At 52.7% G+C, this 15,867-nt stretch carries 15 protein-coding genes and 1 pseudogene; 7 read left to right on the forward strand and 9 right to left on the reverse strand.

All coding sequences use genetic code 11. The features are described from left to right. Nucleotides 1-140 precede the first annotated feature (140 nt). Together EVJ21_RS11560 and EVJ21_RS11565 are read left to right on the forward strand one after the other, a co-directional pair. Nucleotides 141-644, forward strand: a complete 504-nt coding sequence (locus EVJ21_RS11560; protein WP_131490582.1) for a DoxX family membrane protein — start codon at nt 141-143, stop codon at nt 642-644. An 82-nt stretch (nt 645-726) separates the two neighbouring features. Further along, the gene (locus EVJ21_RS11565; protein ID WP_021068057.1) at nt 727-1,023 is read left to right on the forward strand and encodes a DUF3817 domain-containing protein; all 297 of its coding nucleotides are present in this window, start codon (nt 727-729) and stop codon (nt 1,021-1,023) included. Nucleotides 1,024-1,048: 25 nt separating this feature from the next. Here EVJ21_RS11565 and EVJ21_RS11570 read toward each other — a convergent pair whose 3' ends face one another. Continuing rightward, the gene (locus EVJ21_RS11570) at nt 1,049-2,314 is read right to left on the reverse strand and encodes an MFS transporter (RefSeq protein WP_131490583.1); all 1,266 of its coding nucleotides are present in this window, start codon (nt 2,312-2,314) and stop codon (nt 1,049-1,051) included. A gap of 110 nt (nt 2,315-2,424) precedes the next feature. On the opposite strand from EVJ21_RS11570, the gene EVJ21_RS11575 reads away from it, so the two are divergent. Then, complete coding sequence (locus EVJ21_RS11575; RefSeq protein ID WP_131490584.1) at nt 2,425-3,615, forward strand: helix-turn-helix domain-containing protein; 1,191 nt, start codon at nt 2,425-2,427, stop codon at nt 3,613-3,615. Between the two features lie 4 nt (nt 3,616-3,619). Here the strand turns inward: EVJ21_RS11575 and EVJ21_RS11580 are convergent, their stop codons facing one another. Then, entirely contained in the window at nt 3,620-4,627 is a 1,008-nt protein-coding gene (locus EVJ21_RS11580) for a S66 family peptidase (RefSeq protein WP_131490585.1), read from the reverse strand. 64 nt (nt 4,628-4,691) lie between these two features. After that, nucleotides 4,692-5,017, reverse strand: a pseudogene (locus tag EVJ21_RS11585) (winged helix-turn-helix transcriptional regulator). Nucleotides 5,018-5,123: 106 nt separating this feature from the next. On the opposite strand from EVJ21_RS11585, the gene EVJ21_RS11590 reads away from it, so the two are divergent. Then, nucleotides 5,124-5,924, forward strand: a complete 801-nt coding sequence (locus EVJ21_RS11590; protein WP_131465929.1) for a VOC family protein — start codon at nt 5,124-5,126, stop codon at nt 5,922-5,924. Between the two features lie 12 nt (nt 5,925-5,936). Here the strand turns inward: EVJ21_RS11590 and EVJ21_RS11595 are convergent, their stop codons facing one another. Further along, a complete protein-coding gene (locus tag EVJ21_RS11595) occupies nt 5,937-6,929 on the reverse strand; it encodes a 5'-3' exonuclease (RefSeq protein ID WP_070328350.1) in 993 nt (330 codons plus the stop codon). Nucleotides 6,930-7,122: 193 nt separating this feature from the next. Continuing rightward, nucleotides 7,123-8,433: a hemolysin family protein gene (locus EVJ21_RS11600; protein WP_070328349.1), complete on the reverse strand. Its 1,311-nt coding sequence runs from the start codon at nt 8,431-8,433 to the stop codon at nt 7,123-7,125. Between the two features lie 201 nt (nt 8,434-8,634). On the opposite strand from EVJ21_RS11600, the gene EVJ21_RS11605 reads away from it, so the two are divergent. Next, the gene (locus EVJ21_RS11605; protein ID WP_131490586.1) at nt 8,635-9,432 is read left to right on the forward strand and encodes a glucose 1-dehydrogenase; all 798 of its coding nucleotides are present in this window, start codon (nt 8,635-8,637) and stop codon (nt 9,430-9,432) included. Nucleotides 9,433-9,473: 41 nt separating this feature from the next. Here the strand turns inward: EVJ21_RS11605 and EVJ21_RS11610 are convergent, their stop codons facing one another. Beyond that, entirely contained in the window at nt 9,474-11,429 is a 1,956-nt protein-coding gene (locus EVJ21_RS11610) for an ATP-binding protein (protein WP_131465933.1), read from the reverse strand. Nucleotides 11,430-11,624: 195 nt separating this feature from the next. Here EVJ21_RS11610 and EVJ21_RS11615 point away from each other — a divergent pair, with 195 nt between their 5' ends. After that, entirely contained in the window at nt 11,625-11,945 is a 321-nt protein-coding gene (locus EVJ21_RS11615; RefSeq protein WP_131465935.1) for a PadR family transcriptional regulator, read from the forward strand. After that, complete coding sequence (locus EVJ21_RS11620; protein ID WP_131490587.1) at nt 11,942-12,970, forward strand: DUF4097 family beta strand repeat-containing protein; 1,029 nt, start codon at nt 11,942-11,944, stop codon at nt 12,968-12,970. The genes EVJ21_RS11615 and EVJ21_RS11620 overlap by 4 nt, the downstream gene beginning before the upstream one ends. Before the next feature lie 41 nt (nt 12,971-13,011). On the opposite strand, the gene EVJ21_RS11625 is transcribed toward EVJ21_RS11620, so the two are convergent. The 3 genes from EVJ21_RS11625 to EVJ21_RS11635 are packed head-to-tail and all read right to left on the reverse strand — an operon-like array spanning nt 13,012 to nt 15,847. Then, the gene (locus EVJ21_RS11625) at nt 13,012-13,707 is read right to left on the reverse strand and encodes a LutC/YkgG family protein (protein WP_131469344.1); all 696 of its coding nucleotides are present in this window, start codon (nt 13,705-13,707) and stop codon (nt 13,012-13,014) included. After that, complete coding sequence (locus tag EVJ21_RS11630) at nt 13,704-15,107, reverse strand: LutB/LldF family L-lactate oxidation iron-sulfur protein (protein WP_070328570.1); 1,404 nt, start codon at nt 15,105-15,107, stop codon at nt 13,704-13,706. Before EVJ21_RS11630 ends, EVJ21_RS11625 begins: the two co-directional genes overlap by 4 nt. A gap of 2 nt (nt 15,108-15,109) precedes the next feature. After that, a complete protein-coding gene (locus tag EVJ21_RS11635) occupies nt 15,110-15,847 on the reverse strand; it encodes a (Fe-S)-binding protein (protein ID WP_070328569.1) in 738 nt (245 codons plus the stop codon). Between the last annotated feature and the right edge of the window lie 20 nt (nt 15,848-15,867).

Below are 15,867 nucleotides of genomic sequence, written 5' to 3' on the forward strand. Positions count from 1 at the left end.
AAAGTGACTGACCTGTGACACACATATGACCGAAACGTGAACTATTGTCTCAAGCTATGTGAAAACATGAACATGGGTGATATATTGTGAATGTAATCACATATAAGCCATCATTCAACCATTCAAAAGGAGGAATTATCATGTTCACAAAGTTTTGGCAAAACCACAACATCGCAACCGGCATCTTGACGGTGTTACGGATCTGGCTCGGCTATCAATGGCTCACAGCCGGATGGGGTAAAATCACGGGCGGCTTCGGATCAGGCGGTTACCTTCAAAACGCAGCTTCACTCGCGACGGGAGATCACCCGGCGGTCGCCGGATGGTGGGCAACATTCCTTGAAAACTTCGCAATCCCAAACGCAGCACTTTTCGATATCTTAATTCCGTATGGTGAGTTCTTGGTCGGTCTCGGTCTCTTGCTTGGTGCCCTCACACGCAGCGCGGCTTTCTTCGGACTCGTCATGAACATGGCGTTCTTATTGTCAGGGACGGTCAGCACGAACCCGACGATGTTGATCGTATCGGTCTTGATTCTCGTCGCGGGCTACAACGCAGGCAAAATCGGCGTCGATGGTTTGTTCCTCCGCCGCTTCGTCGAAACGAAAATTGCGCATCGTTCACCAAATCGTCAAATAGCCTAACGACTTTCTAACGTTCTCCTGTGACAAACTTCACCTCTATCGGCTACGATGAACGTAGCATCGATTAAAAAGGAGAACGGATATGAACGCAACTCGATTCAAATGGCTCGGTTATACAGAGGGGATGTCATTCCTGCTCTTATTGTTGATCGCAATGCCGCTTAAGTATTTGGCTGGCATGCCGCTAGCCGTCAGCATCGTCGGTGCGGCCCATGGTTTCCTGTTCGTCGCTTACGTGGCGGCAGCGGTTTACATGGCGTGGCGCTTCAACTGGGGCTTCAAAGTGTTAGTCCTCGCGGTCATGGCTTCGGTCATCCCGTTCGGACCGTTCTTGTTAGAGAAACGAGTCCTTCCATCAACAGAGAAGACATCGAACTGAAAAACGTTCGATGTCTTTTTTTCGTTCATTGATGTGTCGGCGCGCTTTCGACTTCAGCCAGTACCGTCGCTTTTTCAGCCGCGATATCGTGACGGATGCGATGCATCGCGAACAGCGTGATCGAAAGCAGGCATACCATGCAAATCGCATAAAGTGACGTGACCGACATCCATTCGCTCAATAACCCGAACGACACGAAACCGAGCGGGGTGATCCCCATCGCGAGCGATTCGAGGACGCCCATGACACGACCGAGGTAGCTTGGTTCCGTGTTCGTCTGCAAAAACAGTTGGATGGGAATATTGATGCGGATGATGAAGAAACCGCTCAACAAAGCGAATCCGGTGAGGAAGACGATGGCGGGTGTGACCGAGAAGTCGAAATAGAGCGGGACGGCCGGGCCGATAAAGAGGCAACCCATGACGATAAGCGATGTGCGGACCGTCGCTAGACGATACTTGATCTTAAAGAACGGCAGCGCGTGGGCAAGTGAGGCGACTAAAAATCCGACTGCGAACATACTTTCCAAAAAGCCGAACTGGAGCGGGCTGACCCCGATCTGCTGCAAGGCGGCAATCGGGAATAGGACTTCTGAAGCGACGAAGAAGAAGTTGAGGAACGCCGCAAGAATCGTCAGCGTCCATAGCACGCGTTGGCGTTTCAAATAGCGGAAACCGGAGCGGACGTCGTCCCACGTCGATTGATCGGTGGAGACATGTTCATACGCTTGGAATGTGAGACGTGAGGCGAACAGGGCGGCGATGAGGAACAAGAGGGATGAGCTGAACAAGAACGCTGAAATCGGTAATAGCTTGAACAGCGCCCCGGCTAAAAGTGGCGTGCCAATGCTTGAGACGGAAATGATACTTTGGATGAGCGAATTGGCGCGTTGAAGCCCGTCTTCGTCGAACAGGAGTGGAATCGAACTCGTCAACGTGACCGACAAGAAAGTGGAGACGATAGAAAGCAGACATGTAATAATCAAGAAAGCAGGGACGCCGAACGTCCAAATGAGGCTCGCGGCCCCGGCCAAGAAGAACAATAGCCCGTTGAGCGATTCCATCGTGATGATGACGCGTTTTCGGTTCAATTTGTCGGCATACGCACCGGCAAACGGCGATAATAGAACACGAGGCAACGTCCCGGCCAGTAAGACGAGGGCGAACTGGAGCCCAGATCCGGAAGTCGTCAGCACCGTCAATCCGGCGACGAACGTGAATAGACTGGAAGCGAACAACGACATGAATTTCCCGAGCAACAACACGTGCAAGTTCGAGGTAGAAGTAGTCATACATAGTCTCCTTTGCAATTAAGTTCAATGTGATTTAACATTATAATAGACGACAAAGAGAGATTTGTAAACAATAAGTTCAATTAAATTTAACTTTTAAGAGGTGTTCTATGATTGGACAACGGATTAAGACGTTACGAAAAGAAAAAAAGTTGACGCAAAGTCAACTCGCAGACGGCATCATCACGAAATCGATGCTCAGTATGATTGAGAACGGGAAAGCCGAAACGTCGATGCGCAGTCTGCGCGAGATTGCCAAGCGGTTGGACGTGTCGGTGCAGTCGCTCTTAATTGATCCGAGAGAGGCGGACTTGCAACAAATCGTGGAAGAAATTGAATACGTGCAAGGGACGCTCGACTCCTGGTCGGACGAGGCCGTCCAAAAGGCATTGTTGCCTTACGTGGAGTTGGACATGAATTCAGTATGGCAAGGAAAAGCCTACACGTTGCTCGCGGACAGCGTATTCAATAGTGGAGACGAACAAGAGCTATTGGATTTGTACGATCGTGCCATCGTGGCGTTCGAACGGCTCGAAGAGAAAGAAGAACTGATTATGGCACGTATCAGCCAAGCCTTTTATCTACTCATGTGGAATCGTTTTGACGAAGCGATTGAACGGATTGATACGCTTGAATTGCTCGATTCAAGAAGTATGAAGACAAAAACGCGCGTAGAGTTCAGTATGCTCATGGTGTTTCGAAATATGTTATATGAAGATGATTTACAGGATTCGATTCGTCGTCTTGAAGGCACGCTCGATTATATGAAACGGACGAAAATGTACTACCGGGTCGATGATGTGTATCGAACGATTGCGATTTGCGCTCTTTATTTAAAAGACGAAGCGGTGATTGTTGATGCGTTGAAAAAAGCAAAACAATATACGGACTTCACAGGAGACGTGTCAATGCAGATCCGTTTAGCCATGACGGAAGCTTTATATGCAATTGATTATCGGAATCTGAAACATTTGAAGGAACAGATTGAAGTCATGGAGCGACTTTTGGAAGGCAAAACAGAGTTTATTGCTGCTTTAGAGATGAGCCGAGGCGTCTATCATGCGCTGAGCGGTGATACAGAAGCGGGACGCCAATCATTCTTAAGCTTGTTGGAGCACCATGACAACTGGGCAAAACATGGATTTGTCGATCAAGCGATTTATTTCGAAGGGTTACTGATTGGGACGGATTGCGGTTGCGGCGAAGACTGGGTACCGATGATTGAGCGAGAAATCGCTCGATTCCCTGAAGGCCGTTTTCGTCGCTATTTAAGTTCGATGGTCACAAAAATCAAGGGCTGAATCCTCAGCCCTTGAACGTTTGAATGAGCGTGCCTTTCCCGTCCTCGACTTGAATCGAGGCATGGGCACCGTTAATGAGTGTCAGTTGTGGTGGCACGTGCCCGCAGTCGATGTCATAAATGATGGGAACGTTGAGTAGTTCCTGTAGTTCAGCGTAGACGTCTTCTGCCGTATAACCTTGTACCGGTGGTTGGGCATCGCTGCGACCGAACAAGATGCCTGTCGTATGATCAAACCAACCGGCCCACTTCATTTGAAGCAGGGTCCGTTTGAGTGCCGGTACATCCATCTCGGCGTTCTCGAAATACCAAAGAATCGGTTCATCGTTCAAATGAGTCTGTTGGAACTGAGCGACGTCACCGTAAGGCGTCCCAATCGTATGCAAGAGGACGTCGATACAACCGCCGAGCAGACGACCGGTCGCTTCCATCCCACCGAGTGATTTCCATACAGTCGGCTCGGTCAAATGGTAGACGCATGGACTCGGATTACCGTGCTGCCATTCTTTTTGAAATTGCTCTGAAGACAGTTGAATGACGGTCTCGCCGTGTTTCGTCGATAAGACGTCGAGCCAACGCGAACTCGTCGCATCCCACGATTCCCCGCGCAGATCGACAAGGTTCGTCCCGTGAGCCGAGGCGATGCCGGTCTTGAGCGTGTAGACGAATAAAAATAAGCTGACGTCAGAGTAGCCGAGCATCCACTTCGCTGGGAGCGTGTCCCAAGCGATTTTATCGAGTAGCTCGAGCAACAAGACGCCGCCCCATGGCGGGATGATCAAATCGACGTCCTCATCGTGGAACAGTCGAGTCATCTCTTCGGCACGCACTGCGGCCGGCGCCGATTTTGCTTTGTGTTGTGTCCAAACAGACGGTTCAAATTGAAGCGTGAAGCCGTGGCGTGCGAACGTCGTCTCGGCGTCGTGAAGTAAACTATGACGCGCGGCTGGTACTCCGGACGACGGGGCGGTGACGCCGACGTGGCGGCCGGTGAGCTGTGGATAACGAATCATGAGATCCTCCTGTGGATAAGTGATGGGCGGTAATACGGAAATGAGTTATCCACATGTGGACAATTTATTTTTGTTGCATGCGCGCAGCGTGCTTCATGCCCCAAGCGTTCATCGTCTCGAGTACCGGGATAAGCGTCTTGCCGTACTCGCTCAACTGATAGTCGACGCGCGGCGGGACTTCCGGATAGACGGTACGGAGATGATATCTTGCTCTTCTAAGTCACGCAACTGGGCTGTCAAAATCTTTTGGCTAATGTTCGGGAGCGAGCGTTTCAGTTCACTGAACCGGAGCGTCCCGCCGTTGATGAGCGCGAGTAAAATCGATGGTTTCCATTTACCGGTGATCAGTTCGAGTGCGGTATCGACTTCACAGCTTGAGATCATCGTCATGAGTCTCACTCCTCTCTAAGTATCCTTTCGGTAACTATACCACCTTTTTGTGCCGTCTTCTGCAAACGGGATACGGCATGTATAGTAAAGAGAGAGGTGAGAAAACATGATTTTAAAAAATATCCAACTCGGACCGGTCACGCTCCGAGTCAGTGAATTAGAAAACATGAAACAGTTTTACGAACAAGTCATTGGAATGGAAGTACTCGAAGTCGGTATCGACCGCGTCACGCTCGGTGCGTCGAATGCGCCGCTCGTCATCTTGCATGAAGTCAAAGGTGTGCGTCCGAACCGAAAGGCGGCCGGCTTGTTCCACATGGCAATCTTGCTTCCGGACCGCGTCGAACTCGGACGCATTCTCCGTCATTTGATCGAGCGACGGATTGAAGTCGGTCAAGGCGACCATTTGGTCAGTGAGGCGTTTTATTTGAACGATCCGGAAGGGAACGGCATCGAGCTGTATGCTGACCGGCCACGTGAGAAGTGGGAATATGAAGCGAACGGTCACGTGAAGATGTCGACCGATCCGGTTGAGTACGAATCGATGCTTGAGGCGGCAGCCGACCGTCCGTTCACAGGTCTTCCTGTTGGGACGACGATGGGACACGTTCACTTTAAGGTACGTTCCCTCGAAGCGGCGAAATTATTCTATCAACATCGACTCGGGTTTACCGTCACGACCGATTCATACCCGGGCGCACTGTTCCTCGCGGCCGACGGGTATCATCATCACATCGGTGCGAACGTCTGGGCCCGTCCGACTGAACCGATGAACGACGAGGCGGGACTTGAAGCATGGACGCTTTTTGTCGACGCTTCGACGAACCACGAACTCGGAGGGACGACGTCGGAATGGTCGCTCACCGACGACGATGGGATTACGGTCAATATAAAAAGCGTGGACTAATGTCCGCGCTTTTTAACGTGCTGAAATTTTCTTTTGACTCGAATCAAACGAGAGGCGAATGCCGCGTTTTTGATACGCTTGTTCGACCCGTTTTGAATTGATGCTGAGCTCAAGATGAGCCAGTTTCAAATGTTCAAGTTCTGGCACCGTGACATCGAGACGGACGAGCTCCATGTTGCGCTCGGCTTTTTTGCGTGTACGTCTCAAGTTACGGGGCACTTCCTCTGACGTCAGTGCCGCGATCGTTTCATTGATCAGTTGTCGTTTATCGCCTTTGACGCTAAGCGCCGTGTAAAGCTTATCGAGCGAACCGAAGCGTTTGATCAACTGTACCGATTGACTTTCGTCAAGGCCGGCTACAGGTGGGATGCCGTCTGAACGGTCTCCCGTCAACGCTTTGACCGCTGAGAGCTGTTTCGGCTTCAATCCTTCGTACAACGCTGCAATCTCCTCAGGACGAATCTCGAGATGTCGCTTGAGTGGGAGCGGGCGGTTGTCTTGGATATCACAACGAGCTTGCATTTGCTGAAGCTCCTGTGTTTGAAGCCATACTGTGATACGTGGGCTCACGAGCTGAAGCAAGTCTTTATCCTTCGTCATGATGACGACAGGCGCGCTGCAGCTGAACTTCCGAGCGATGTGGGCAATCAAATCTTCTCCCTCATAGCCTTCGACTTGATATTGCGGGATTCCGCTCTCTTCAAGCAATTGGCGCATGAGTTCCATTTGAGCCTTCAACTCGGGTGGTGTCTGGCGACGGCGGCGTTTATAGCCAGGATAAAGCTCGCGACGCCACAATGTTTCACGTGAGACGTCCCATACGACGACAAAATGAGACGGACGATGTCTGCGTAGAATCGTCCGGATGAGGCCGGTCATACCGATGACGGCACTCCGATCGTTTTTAGATACCTCGCGTCCTTTTTTCGTTCGGCTCGCGGCGGCACCGTAGTAGGCACTGGCCAGCATGGAGTTTCCGTCAATTAAAAATAGTTTACGTTCCATGCGTAACCTTCTTTCTGTAGTTGTTGGACCGAACATTAATGAACTGTTCGGTGATGTTGTGTCAATGAGTGACACGCACTCAAATTAGCAACATATGTGCAGTATATCACGACAAGCCTTGAAAATATAGCGACAGTTCGAGCGTCAATCGAAAAGCCCTCCCTAATGTTCAAGGGAGGGCGGTCAAAGACACTTAGTCCATTTCGGCTCGAAGCTGGTCTTTATGCGCAAGAATCAAGTCGACGAAGACGATGCGGTGATTGTCGATCTCGCGGACGATCAGTTCGTGCTCACCTGGCAGGATGAAGCGTTCGCCGGTGCGTGCATTCGCTTTTTGCGAGAGGACGAAACCACCGATCGTGTCGACGTCATCCTCGATCTCAATGCCGAAGCGCTCTTCGATCTCTTGCGTGAGCACGAGACCAGACAAGCGATAATGGCCTGGATTGACTTCAGTGATCTCGGCTTGTTCGTCCCGGTCGAACTCGTCGCGAATCTCACCGACGATCTCTTCAAGGATGTCTTCGATTGTGAGCAGGCCGGCGGTGCCGCCGTACTCATCGATGACGAGACACATCATCGTCCGTGCGTTCTGCATTTTCACCATCGCTTCTTGGAGCGGTGTGAATTCCGTGACGAGCGGTAACTGATGGATAAACGATTCAAGCGGGGCGTCACTCTTGACGAGTTGGGCCGTGAACACTTGTTTGGCGTTAATAAAACCGAGCACGTCATCGCGGTCACCGTCTCGTGTGACCGGATAGCGCGTATATTGATGCTCTTGGACGGTCGCGATAATCGTCTCGATCGAGTCTTCTTCATCGATCGTCACCATATTCATCCGCGGCACCATCGCATCTTTTGCAACACGTTCATCAAACGAGAAGATATTTTGAACGTAAGCGAGTTCGTTCTCGTTGATTTCGCCACTTCGAAAACTCTCCGTCATGATAATTTTGAGTTCTTCTTCCGAGTGCGCCGTCTCTTGCGCCGTCGTCTTGACACCGAACAAGCGGAGCGTGAGCCGGGCCATACTGTTGAGCACCCGGATGAACGGATACAACAGCTTCGTGAAGAAGTAGAGCGGCCGGGCGACGAGCAGCGTCAATTTCTCGGCTTCATGTACGGCGAGCGTCTTCGGGACAAGTTCGCCGATGACGACGTGTAAAAAGGCGATGAGCAAAAAGGCGATTAAGAACGACAGGAATGTAGAAACCGACGGCGAGACGCTCAAGCGGTCGACGAGCGGTTGAATCATTCCTTCGATTTGATCGGCACCGATCCAACCAAGGCCGAGCGCGGCGAGCGTGATGCCGAACTGCGAGGCGGATAGCGAGTCATCGAGGTTCTCGATCACTTTTTTAGCGACGGACGCTCGTGAGTTTCCTTCTAAAACGAGTTGGTCGAGCCGTGCGCTCCGGACTTTGACGATTGAAAATTCGGCCGCCACGAAAAAGGCGGTCATGAAGATGAGAAAGGCGACGATCAATAAACTGAGTAACATGGGACTGTCCAAAAATTCCCCAAAAAATCGGGGATTCACCTCCATAAGAATAAGTTTGTACGTTTTTCAGGCGAGTCCTGAAAACGAATAGTTTGTTTCAGTATAGTAGATTTCCCATAAATATTCAAAAGACAGCCCGAAAGGTTTCATGAAGAGGAGAATACGGGAACTACAAACCGAGAAGACGAAAGGGGAAACGACATGGCAAACTATCCAGAACTTCAAGGGAAAGTCGCAGTAATCACAGGTAGTTCAAAAGGAATCGGGCGAGCGGTGGCCGAGCGCTACGCGAAAGAAGGCGTCAACGTCGTCTTAAATTACAGAAGCAGTGAAGACGAGATGAAGGAAGTCATCCGCGGCATCGAGGCGGCTGGAGGTAAAGCCGTCGCCGTCCAAGGTGACGTCGCCGAAGAAGGGCTCGCTGAGAAGATGATCGAAAAAGCAGTGTCTGAATTTGGACAGATGGACATTTTCGTCAACAACGCCGGTGTCCAAGTCGAAGCGAAAACGCACGAGATGGAGCTCGACAACTGGAAGAAAATTATCGATACGAACCTGACCGGGACGTTCCTCGGGGTACGGGCCGCACTCAAGTATTTCGTCGAGCATGACTTGAAAGGGAATATTATCAACATGTCCTCGGTACACGAGGTGATCCCGCGCCCGGGCTATACGCATTACGCAGCGAGTAAAGGCGGGGTCAAGATGTTCACGAAGTCGGTCGCGCTCGAATATGCGCCGAATCAGATTCGGGTCAACGCCATCGCTCCTGGTGCGATCGACACACCGATCAACGAAGAGACGATGCAAGATCCGGAAGAGAAGACAGGGCTCGAAGCGCTCATCCCGACCCATAAGATCGGGCGACCTGAACAGATTGCTGCGGTGGCAGCGTGGCTCGCGTCAGACGAATCGTCTTACGTCACGGGCACGACCATCTTTGCTGACGGTGGTTTGTCGCTCTATCCGGCATTCGGTCCAGAAAACAAAGTTCAATAACATAAGGGATGGCTCGCCCGAGGCGAGTCATCCCTTATTGTTTAGCCGCTCATTTGATCTTCCTCGATATATTTCGGCAAGACGATCGTGAACGTCGATCCGAGACCGACACGTGAGTCGACCCGGATCGTCCCATCATGCCCTTCGACAATCTCTTTACAGATGGCAAGACCGAGTCCGGTGCCACCGATCTTCCGGCTGGCCGAATTGTCGACGCGATAAAACTTGTCGAACAGTTTCGGGAGCGCTGAAGTCGGAATTCCGATGCCAGAGTCCGTGACGGAAATTTCGACGCCGTCCGACTGGTCATTCGTGACGGACACCGCAACTTTTCCGCCGTTCGGTGAATATTTGATCGCGTTATGGAGCAGGTTCGTGAACAGCTGGCTGAGCCGGTTCCGGTCCCCGTACACGAGGATGTCGTTATCACATTCAAACGATAAGTCGTGGTGTTGACTCGCGCCTTGATGGACGGCAATCGTTTCTGCCAAAATATCGTACAAGCTTTCGGGCTCGTTTTGATACGTCTGTTTACCTGACTCCATCCGCTGAACATCGAGTAAGTTGGAGATTAAATCCTCGAGACGGAGCGTCTCTTGATGAATCATCCCTAAATATTGATCGGTCCGTTCAGCCGGCATCGTCCGGTAGCGCATAAGTTCGGTAAACCCGATGATGCTCGTGAGTGGAGTGCGCAATTCATGAGACACCGTCGCGACGAGTTCTGTCTTCAAGCGGTCAACCTCGGTTTCTTGCGTCACATCCCGGAAGACGAGCATCGTACCATGGCGTGTGCCGCGCAAATGAATCTTTTCGGCGTACATTTGGATGAACCGTTCTTCTTGATTCATTGAGAACGTCACGCTCTCTTCCATCGCTTCACCGTCGAACGCTCGGCGCATGAACGAGAAGAACGAGTCTTTTTGATCGACTTGGAGACCGAGTTCTTCAAGGTCGGCATCAAGCCGATAAAGGTCCGTCTCGTTTTGCTTCGTGATGGCCTGATTGAACATGACGAAGAGCGCCTGGTTGGCGAGTTTCTCATGCGTCGTATGTTCGACATAAATGACGGCGTCACGGATTGAGTGCAAGAGCCGCGCGGTCTTCTCACGCTCTTCTTCGACTTGATAACGTTGCGACGACAGCGACGACGCCATTTGACGGAACGATTCGGTCAGTTGCCCGACCTCGTTCCGAGTCGATACCAAAACAGGGATGGGTATGACTCGGTCGTCGGTGAGCCGTTCGCTGTTCGTGATCAACTCTTGCAGTTGATCGGTCAACCGTTTTACGTAAGGCCGAACCGCAATGAAGAGGACGAATAGTACCGCGAGTAGTGACAGGAGCCAAAGCACTTGCGCCCATTTCGTATGGGTGGCGAGCTGTGCACGGAGTTGGTTTTCTTCCGCGTTCAATACGTTGCGGTATTCGGTGAACACCGTCTCCATGTCGACGATGCTCGCGCTCATGTCAGCCGCGCTCTTCGCATTGATCTTGAACTTCCGATCGGCCTGAGCTTCGGTTTGAGGCGTCACTTTCCCGAGCGTCGGCATTTGCAGGAACGGCTCGGTGACCGTACCTTCCCGTTTCGCAACGACGTAACGCTCGAGGCTCGGCATGACGCGTTGTTGATAGGCTGAGAATAACGCTCGGGCATCCCCCGCATACGTCTGTTCTTTTTCTGTGACCGCGTTCGTTTCGAACCAGGCGGTCTGTGTCTCGATCAAGACTTGTTTCTCTTTGACGCGGGCAAGTAACTCCTCGTCACCGAGGAGGACGTAACCGCGCATCTCATATTGCATCGACTGCCATGTCTCGAAGAGCTCGGTCGCATTCGTGCGACGTTCGCTGACGTTCTCGAGCGATGAAGTCGTCTCTTCGATTCGATTTTCCGTATATACGTATACGGCGAGTGAGGTGAGGAGGATCAGTCCAATGAATAAATAGAAGACGAATAAAAACTGCCTTCCGATCCGCTCGTCAATCCAAGCTTTCATAGGGACCGTTCCTTCCTGGAACTACATACATTCCGGCTGTGACAATTATTTTACTACGAGTGTCGTTCCCCTATTGTACAGATTTCTGCAGCGATATACCACTTATCGAGATGCAGTAAACACGTTAGCTAATATCTATTGAATAGTAGTGAATGATATGCTATTGTTTAATGAACAGTAGAGGAGGCGAATCGATTGAACCCTCAATTTAAAAAAGGGGTCTTAAACTTGTGTGTACTTGCACTCGTCGAGACGAATGACCGTTACGGTTATGAGCTCGTCCAAGCAATCTCGGCAAGAGTTGCCATCTCGGAAGGGGCGGTCTATCCGCTCCTCAGGCGACTCACGTCGGAAGGCTACTTCACGACGTATTTGAAGGAGTCGGTAGAAGGACCGCCACGGAAGTACTACGCCATCACGGAGCAAGGGAAGGTCCATCTAGACGAATTGCGAGCGGAATGGGAATCATTCACGACCGGAGTCAACGAATTGATCAAAAGGGGAGACGACAAATGACAGAAGAGCAGTATTTAACTGAACTCGAACGGTTGCTCATGGGGATCAGCATCATCGATCGGGTCGATATTTTGCGGGACGTTGCGGAATACTTTGCGAGCGGGCGACTCGATGGGAAAAGTGACGAAGCGATGGCCGAGGAGCTCGGGACACCGAACATGCTCGCCTCAGAACTGCTCGTGTCGGTCGATTCGATTGCGGCGGAGCCGATTGCGCCGCCTGCCATCGTCAAGAGCCCAAACGTGGCGTTTCAACACGTCTCGATTCGCGTTCAAAATGCGCACGTGAACGTTGTACCGTCCGCGGACGGCTATGCCTACGCGACACTAGAAGATGAGACCGAACATGGCGTCAAGATGGATATCGTCAACGACACGCTCGAGGTGCGGATCGAGTCGGAACGCCGCTTCGGACTGTCCGACTTGTTCTCGTGGTTCGGGACGAAAACACCGGTGTTGCATGTCGAGTTGCCGCGTCACACGTATGAGTCGGTCCGTCTGAACAATCGGCACGGCTCGAGTGACGTCCGTGAGGTGCGAGCTGCTTTGATTGAGGTCGAGAGCGAGAACGGTCGCATCAACGCGAGTGAGGTCCGGGCCGGTCACGGGACGGTGCGCTCGTCAAACGGGAACGTCTGCCTGACGATGAGCGCGGGCCAAGACTTTGACGTTCAAACATCGAACGGTCGAGTCGAAGTGAGAGATTCTGTCATTGAACGTCTCACTCTGCAATCGTCAAACGGTCGGCTCGACATCGTCGACGTGGACGGCGCAATCAAGGCGAAGTCGTCAAACGGACGTATCGATTGTGTGATTGATGCGATTGAACATCCGCTTCGATTGAAGACGACGAACGGAAAAATCGAACTGCGTCTGAAGCAAGAGCCGAGCGACACCGTCATCCGCGCCAAGACGAGAAACGGCCAACTTGACATATTTGGGCATCGGACGAACGAGCGGACGTTCGGGGACGGTGCGCTTGAAGTCAAACTGACGAGCACGAACGGCAGCATCACCGTCGAATAAAGAATAAACGAAAAAACTCGCCGTCGTGGCGAGTCTTTTCGTTAGAGATCATGTACGAGAACGTAGGCGACACGGACCGGTCCGTGGACACCGACGATCAAGTTCATCTCAATATCGGCCGAGTTTGACGGGCCCGAGATGAAGTTGACGCCTTGCGGTGAGGCGAGCTCGCCGTTGCGATCGAGTTCGGCCAGTTGTTTCGCCGCTTGCGTCATCCGGGGCACGAGCACCGATTTCGGGATGATGGCGATGTGATCTTGTGGCAACAAGCTGATCGTCCGCGATTTTCCGGGGGCCGCGTATTGGACGATGGTCGCACTTTCAGCGAGTGCTTGGTCGGCAATCGTGATCCCAACGTCAGCTTTCACGGCAAGGGCGCGGCTGTCATCCGGACGCGCGGCATCCCACCAGTCGAACGACCGGCTCGTTTCGGGTGCCCATTCCTTAATGCGTGCATCGTCCTCGGCGATAATCGTCTTGCCGTCGTATCGTTCGAGGAGAAGACGGAGCGTGTCATCGAGATGAGTCGACTCACATTCGACGACGTCGGTATGAATGCGCGTCGCGACCATACGGAACGTCTCGAGGAGTTCCTCTGTTGAAGCGTCTTTCAACACCTCGTCTTGCGGACGGTGCTTGTATACTCGTTTCGGAGGCGTCAAATCGACGTCGCGTCCGAGTTGTCCCGCGATCCGCTTTAAAAAGTCTTCACGGTTGGTGATCGTTCCTGGATTCATTGTGCATTCCCCCGTTTCTTAAACCAGTCGCGGACCGTCTGTTTGGCCGGCTGCGGCAAGTCTTTCGAGTCGGTCCAAGCCGGTAAGCCTTTGTCGATTTGCCCCGCTGTCGCAAACGGGGACGACGCGAACGGCGCGATCTGTTCGGCCGCCTCGAACAAGAACGGGCTCGATGATGTGACGGCGAAGCCTTTCATGGCGATGCGTTCGACGAACGGCGATTTTTTCTTGTCTTCGACGATGACGCGGCGATGCTCGATCAACAGTTCATGGAGCGGGATTTTGACCGGACACGCTTCCGTACAGGCACCACAAAGGCTTGACGCATACGGCAGTTCTTTATAGTTCTCGTAACCGTCGAGCAGCGGGGCGAGCACGGCGCCGATCGGTCCCGGATAAATCGAGCCGTAGGCGTGGCCGCCGATATGGCGATAGACAGGGCAGACGTTGATACATGCCGCGCAACGGATACATTGGAGCACGGACTGGAACTGAGTCCCGAGAATGCCGGACCGCTTGTTGTCGACGATGACGAGATGGAATTCTTCCGGGCCGTCGACTTCACCGACGCTTTTCGTGCCGGCGAACGTCGTGATATATGACGTGAGCCGTTGACCGACCGCGCTCCGGCACAACATGTTGACGAGCACTTCGAACTCTTCGTAAGACGGGACGACCCGCTCCATCCCCATGACCGAGATGACGGTGTTCGGGAGTGACGTGACCATCCGCCCGTTACCTTCGTTCGTGACGAGACCGACGGCGCCGCTCTCGGCGATGGCGAAGTTACAACCGGTGATGCCGACCTCTGCTTTCAAGAAGTCTTTGCGCAGCTCACGGCGCGCGTAGCGGCCGAGCTCGGTCGGGTCGTTCGTTCCGTCGTAGCCATGGGTCGTGAACGTCTTGTGGACATCGTTCCGGTCTTTGTGGAGCGCCGGTGCGACGATGTGCGACGGTGGGTCGTTGTCGAGCTGAAGGATCCATTCCCCGAGATCCGACTCGACGACCGTACACCCTTCTTCGTGAAGCGCCTCGTTCAACCCGATCTCCTCGGTCACCATCGACTTCGATTTGACGACGTGTTTGGCGTCTTTTGCGCGCACGACTTCGCGGATATAGCGGTTCGCTTCCTCCGGCGTCTCGGCGAAGAAGACGTTGCCGCCCCGCTTCGAGATATTCTCACTCAACTGGTGTAAGTAATAATCGAGATGCTCGAGCACGTGCTGGCGAATCTCTTCCGAATGGTCGCGGAACGCTTCCCAATCCCCGAGTTCCCCGGCCGCGTTCAAACGTCCGTCGCGCAGGCGGTTTTGCGCCGAGCTGACGGCTTGGCGCATGAACGGGTTATCGATCCCGTCTTTCCGCCGATCTTGAAACTTCTCATCTAACCGAATCCCCATGCTCATGCTTGTTTCACCCCTTCGTTCAACACTTCCGCGATATGCATCACCTTGATCGGATGCCCTTGTTTATGCAGGCGCCCCCCGATGTTCATCAAACAAGACGCATCAGCGCCGATCAACACGTCGGCCCCTGATTTTAAAATCGACTCGACTTTCTCGTCGACCATCTGTACCGACACGTCCGGCATCTTGACCGAGAACGTCCCGCCGAAGCCGCAACAGTTATGTACCCCTTCGAGTGGGACCATCGTCAACCCATCAACGTTTTTCAACAACTGTCCCGGTGCCGCCTCGATCCCGAGCAGGCGCGTCATATGGCACGAGGCGTGATACGTCGCTTTCGCCGGGAATTTCGCCCCGACGTCTGTCACTTCGAGCACGTCGACGATGAACTGCGTCAGTTCGAACGTCTTCGCCGCATGGGCTTCAGCCCGCTCTTTCCAGACAGGATCGTCTTTGAACAAGTGCGGATAGTCGCGCATCATCATGACACACGAGCCGGACGGTCCGACGATATAGTCGGCGTCCGCTTTCTCGAACGTCTCAATCATGTGTTTGGCAATCTTTTTCGTCTCTTCATGGTAGCCGCTGTTATAGGCCGGTTGACCGCAGCACGTCTGCTCGAACGGGAAGCTGACGTCACAACCGAGATGTTCTAATAGTTCGACCGTCGCTTGTCCTACCGATGGGAATAACGTATCGGAGAGACAAGTGACGAACAACGCCACGTTTGGCATGTCCATTCCTTCTTTCCTGA

This window comes from Exiguobacterium sp. SH0S2, assembly GCF_004337185.1.
Taxonomy (GTDB): domain Bacteria; phylum Bacillota; class Bacilli; order Exiguobacteriales; family Exiguobacteriaceae; genus Exiguobacterium; species Exiguobacterium aurantiacum_A.

What these genes read in the sequence shown, in the direction of transcription:
- EVJ21_RS11560 (WP_131490582.1), top strand. Translation starts at nt 141, where the DNA reads ATGTTCACAAAGTTTTGGCAAAACCACAACATCGCAACCGGCATCTTG.
- EVJ21_RS11565 (WP_021068057.1), top strand. Translation starts at nt 727, where the DNA reads ATGAACGCAACTCGATTCAAATGGCTCGGTTATACAGAGGGGATGTCA.
- EVJ21_RS11570 (WP_131490583.1), bottom strand. Translation starts at nt 2,314, where the DNA reads ATGACTACTTCTACCTCGAACTTGCACGTGTTGTTGCTCGGGAAATTC.
- EVJ21_RS11575 (WP_131490584.1), top strand. Translation starts at nt 2,425, where the DNA reads ATGATTGGACAACGGATTAAGACGTTACGAAAAGAAAAAAAGTTGACG.
- EVJ21_RS11580 (WP_131490585.1), bottom strand. Translation starts at nt 4,627, where the DNA reads ATGATTCGTTATCCACAGCTCACCGGCCGCCACGTCGGCGTCACCGCC.
- EVJ21_RS11590 (WP_131465929.1), top strand. Translation starts at nt 5,124, where the DNA reads ATGATTTTAAAAAATATCCAACTCGGACCGGTCACGCTCCGAGTCAGT.
- EVJ21_RS11595 (WP_070328350.1), bottom strand. Translation starts at nt 6,929, where the DNA reads ATGGAACGTAAACTATTTTTAATTGACGGAAACTCCATGCTGGCCAGT.
- EVJ21_RS11600 (WP_070328349.1), bottom strand. Translation starts at nt 8,433, where the DNA reads ATGTTACTCAGTTTATTGATCGTCGCCTTTCTCATCTTCATGACCGCC.
- EVJ21_RS11605 (WP_131490586.1), top strand. Translation starts at nt 8,635, where the DNA reads ATGGCAAACTATCCAGAACTTCAAGGGAAAGTCGCAGTAATCACAGGT.
- EVJ21_RS11610 (WP_131465933.1), bottom strand. Translation starts at nt 11,429, where the DNA reads ATGAAAGCTTGGATTGACGAGCGGATCGGAAGGCAGTTTTTATTCGTC.
- EVJ21_RS11620 (WP_131490587.1), top strand. Translation starts at nt 11,942, where the DNA reads ATGACAGAAGAGCAGTATTTAACTGAACTCGAACGGTTGCTCATGGGG.
- EVJ21_RS11625 (WP_131469344.1), bottom strand. Translation starts at nt 13,707, where the DNA reads ATGAATCCAGGAACGATCACCAACCGTGAAGACTTTTTAAAGCGGATC.
- EVJ21_RS11630 (WP_070328570.1), bottom strand. Translation starts at nt 15,107, where the DNA reads ATGGGGATTCGGTTAGATGAGAAGTTTCAAGATCGGCGGAAAGACGGG.
- EVJ21_RS11635 (WP_070328569.1), bottom strand. Translation starts at nt 15,847, where the DNA reads ATGCCAAACGTGGCGTTGTTCGTCACTTGTCTCTCCGATACGTTATTC.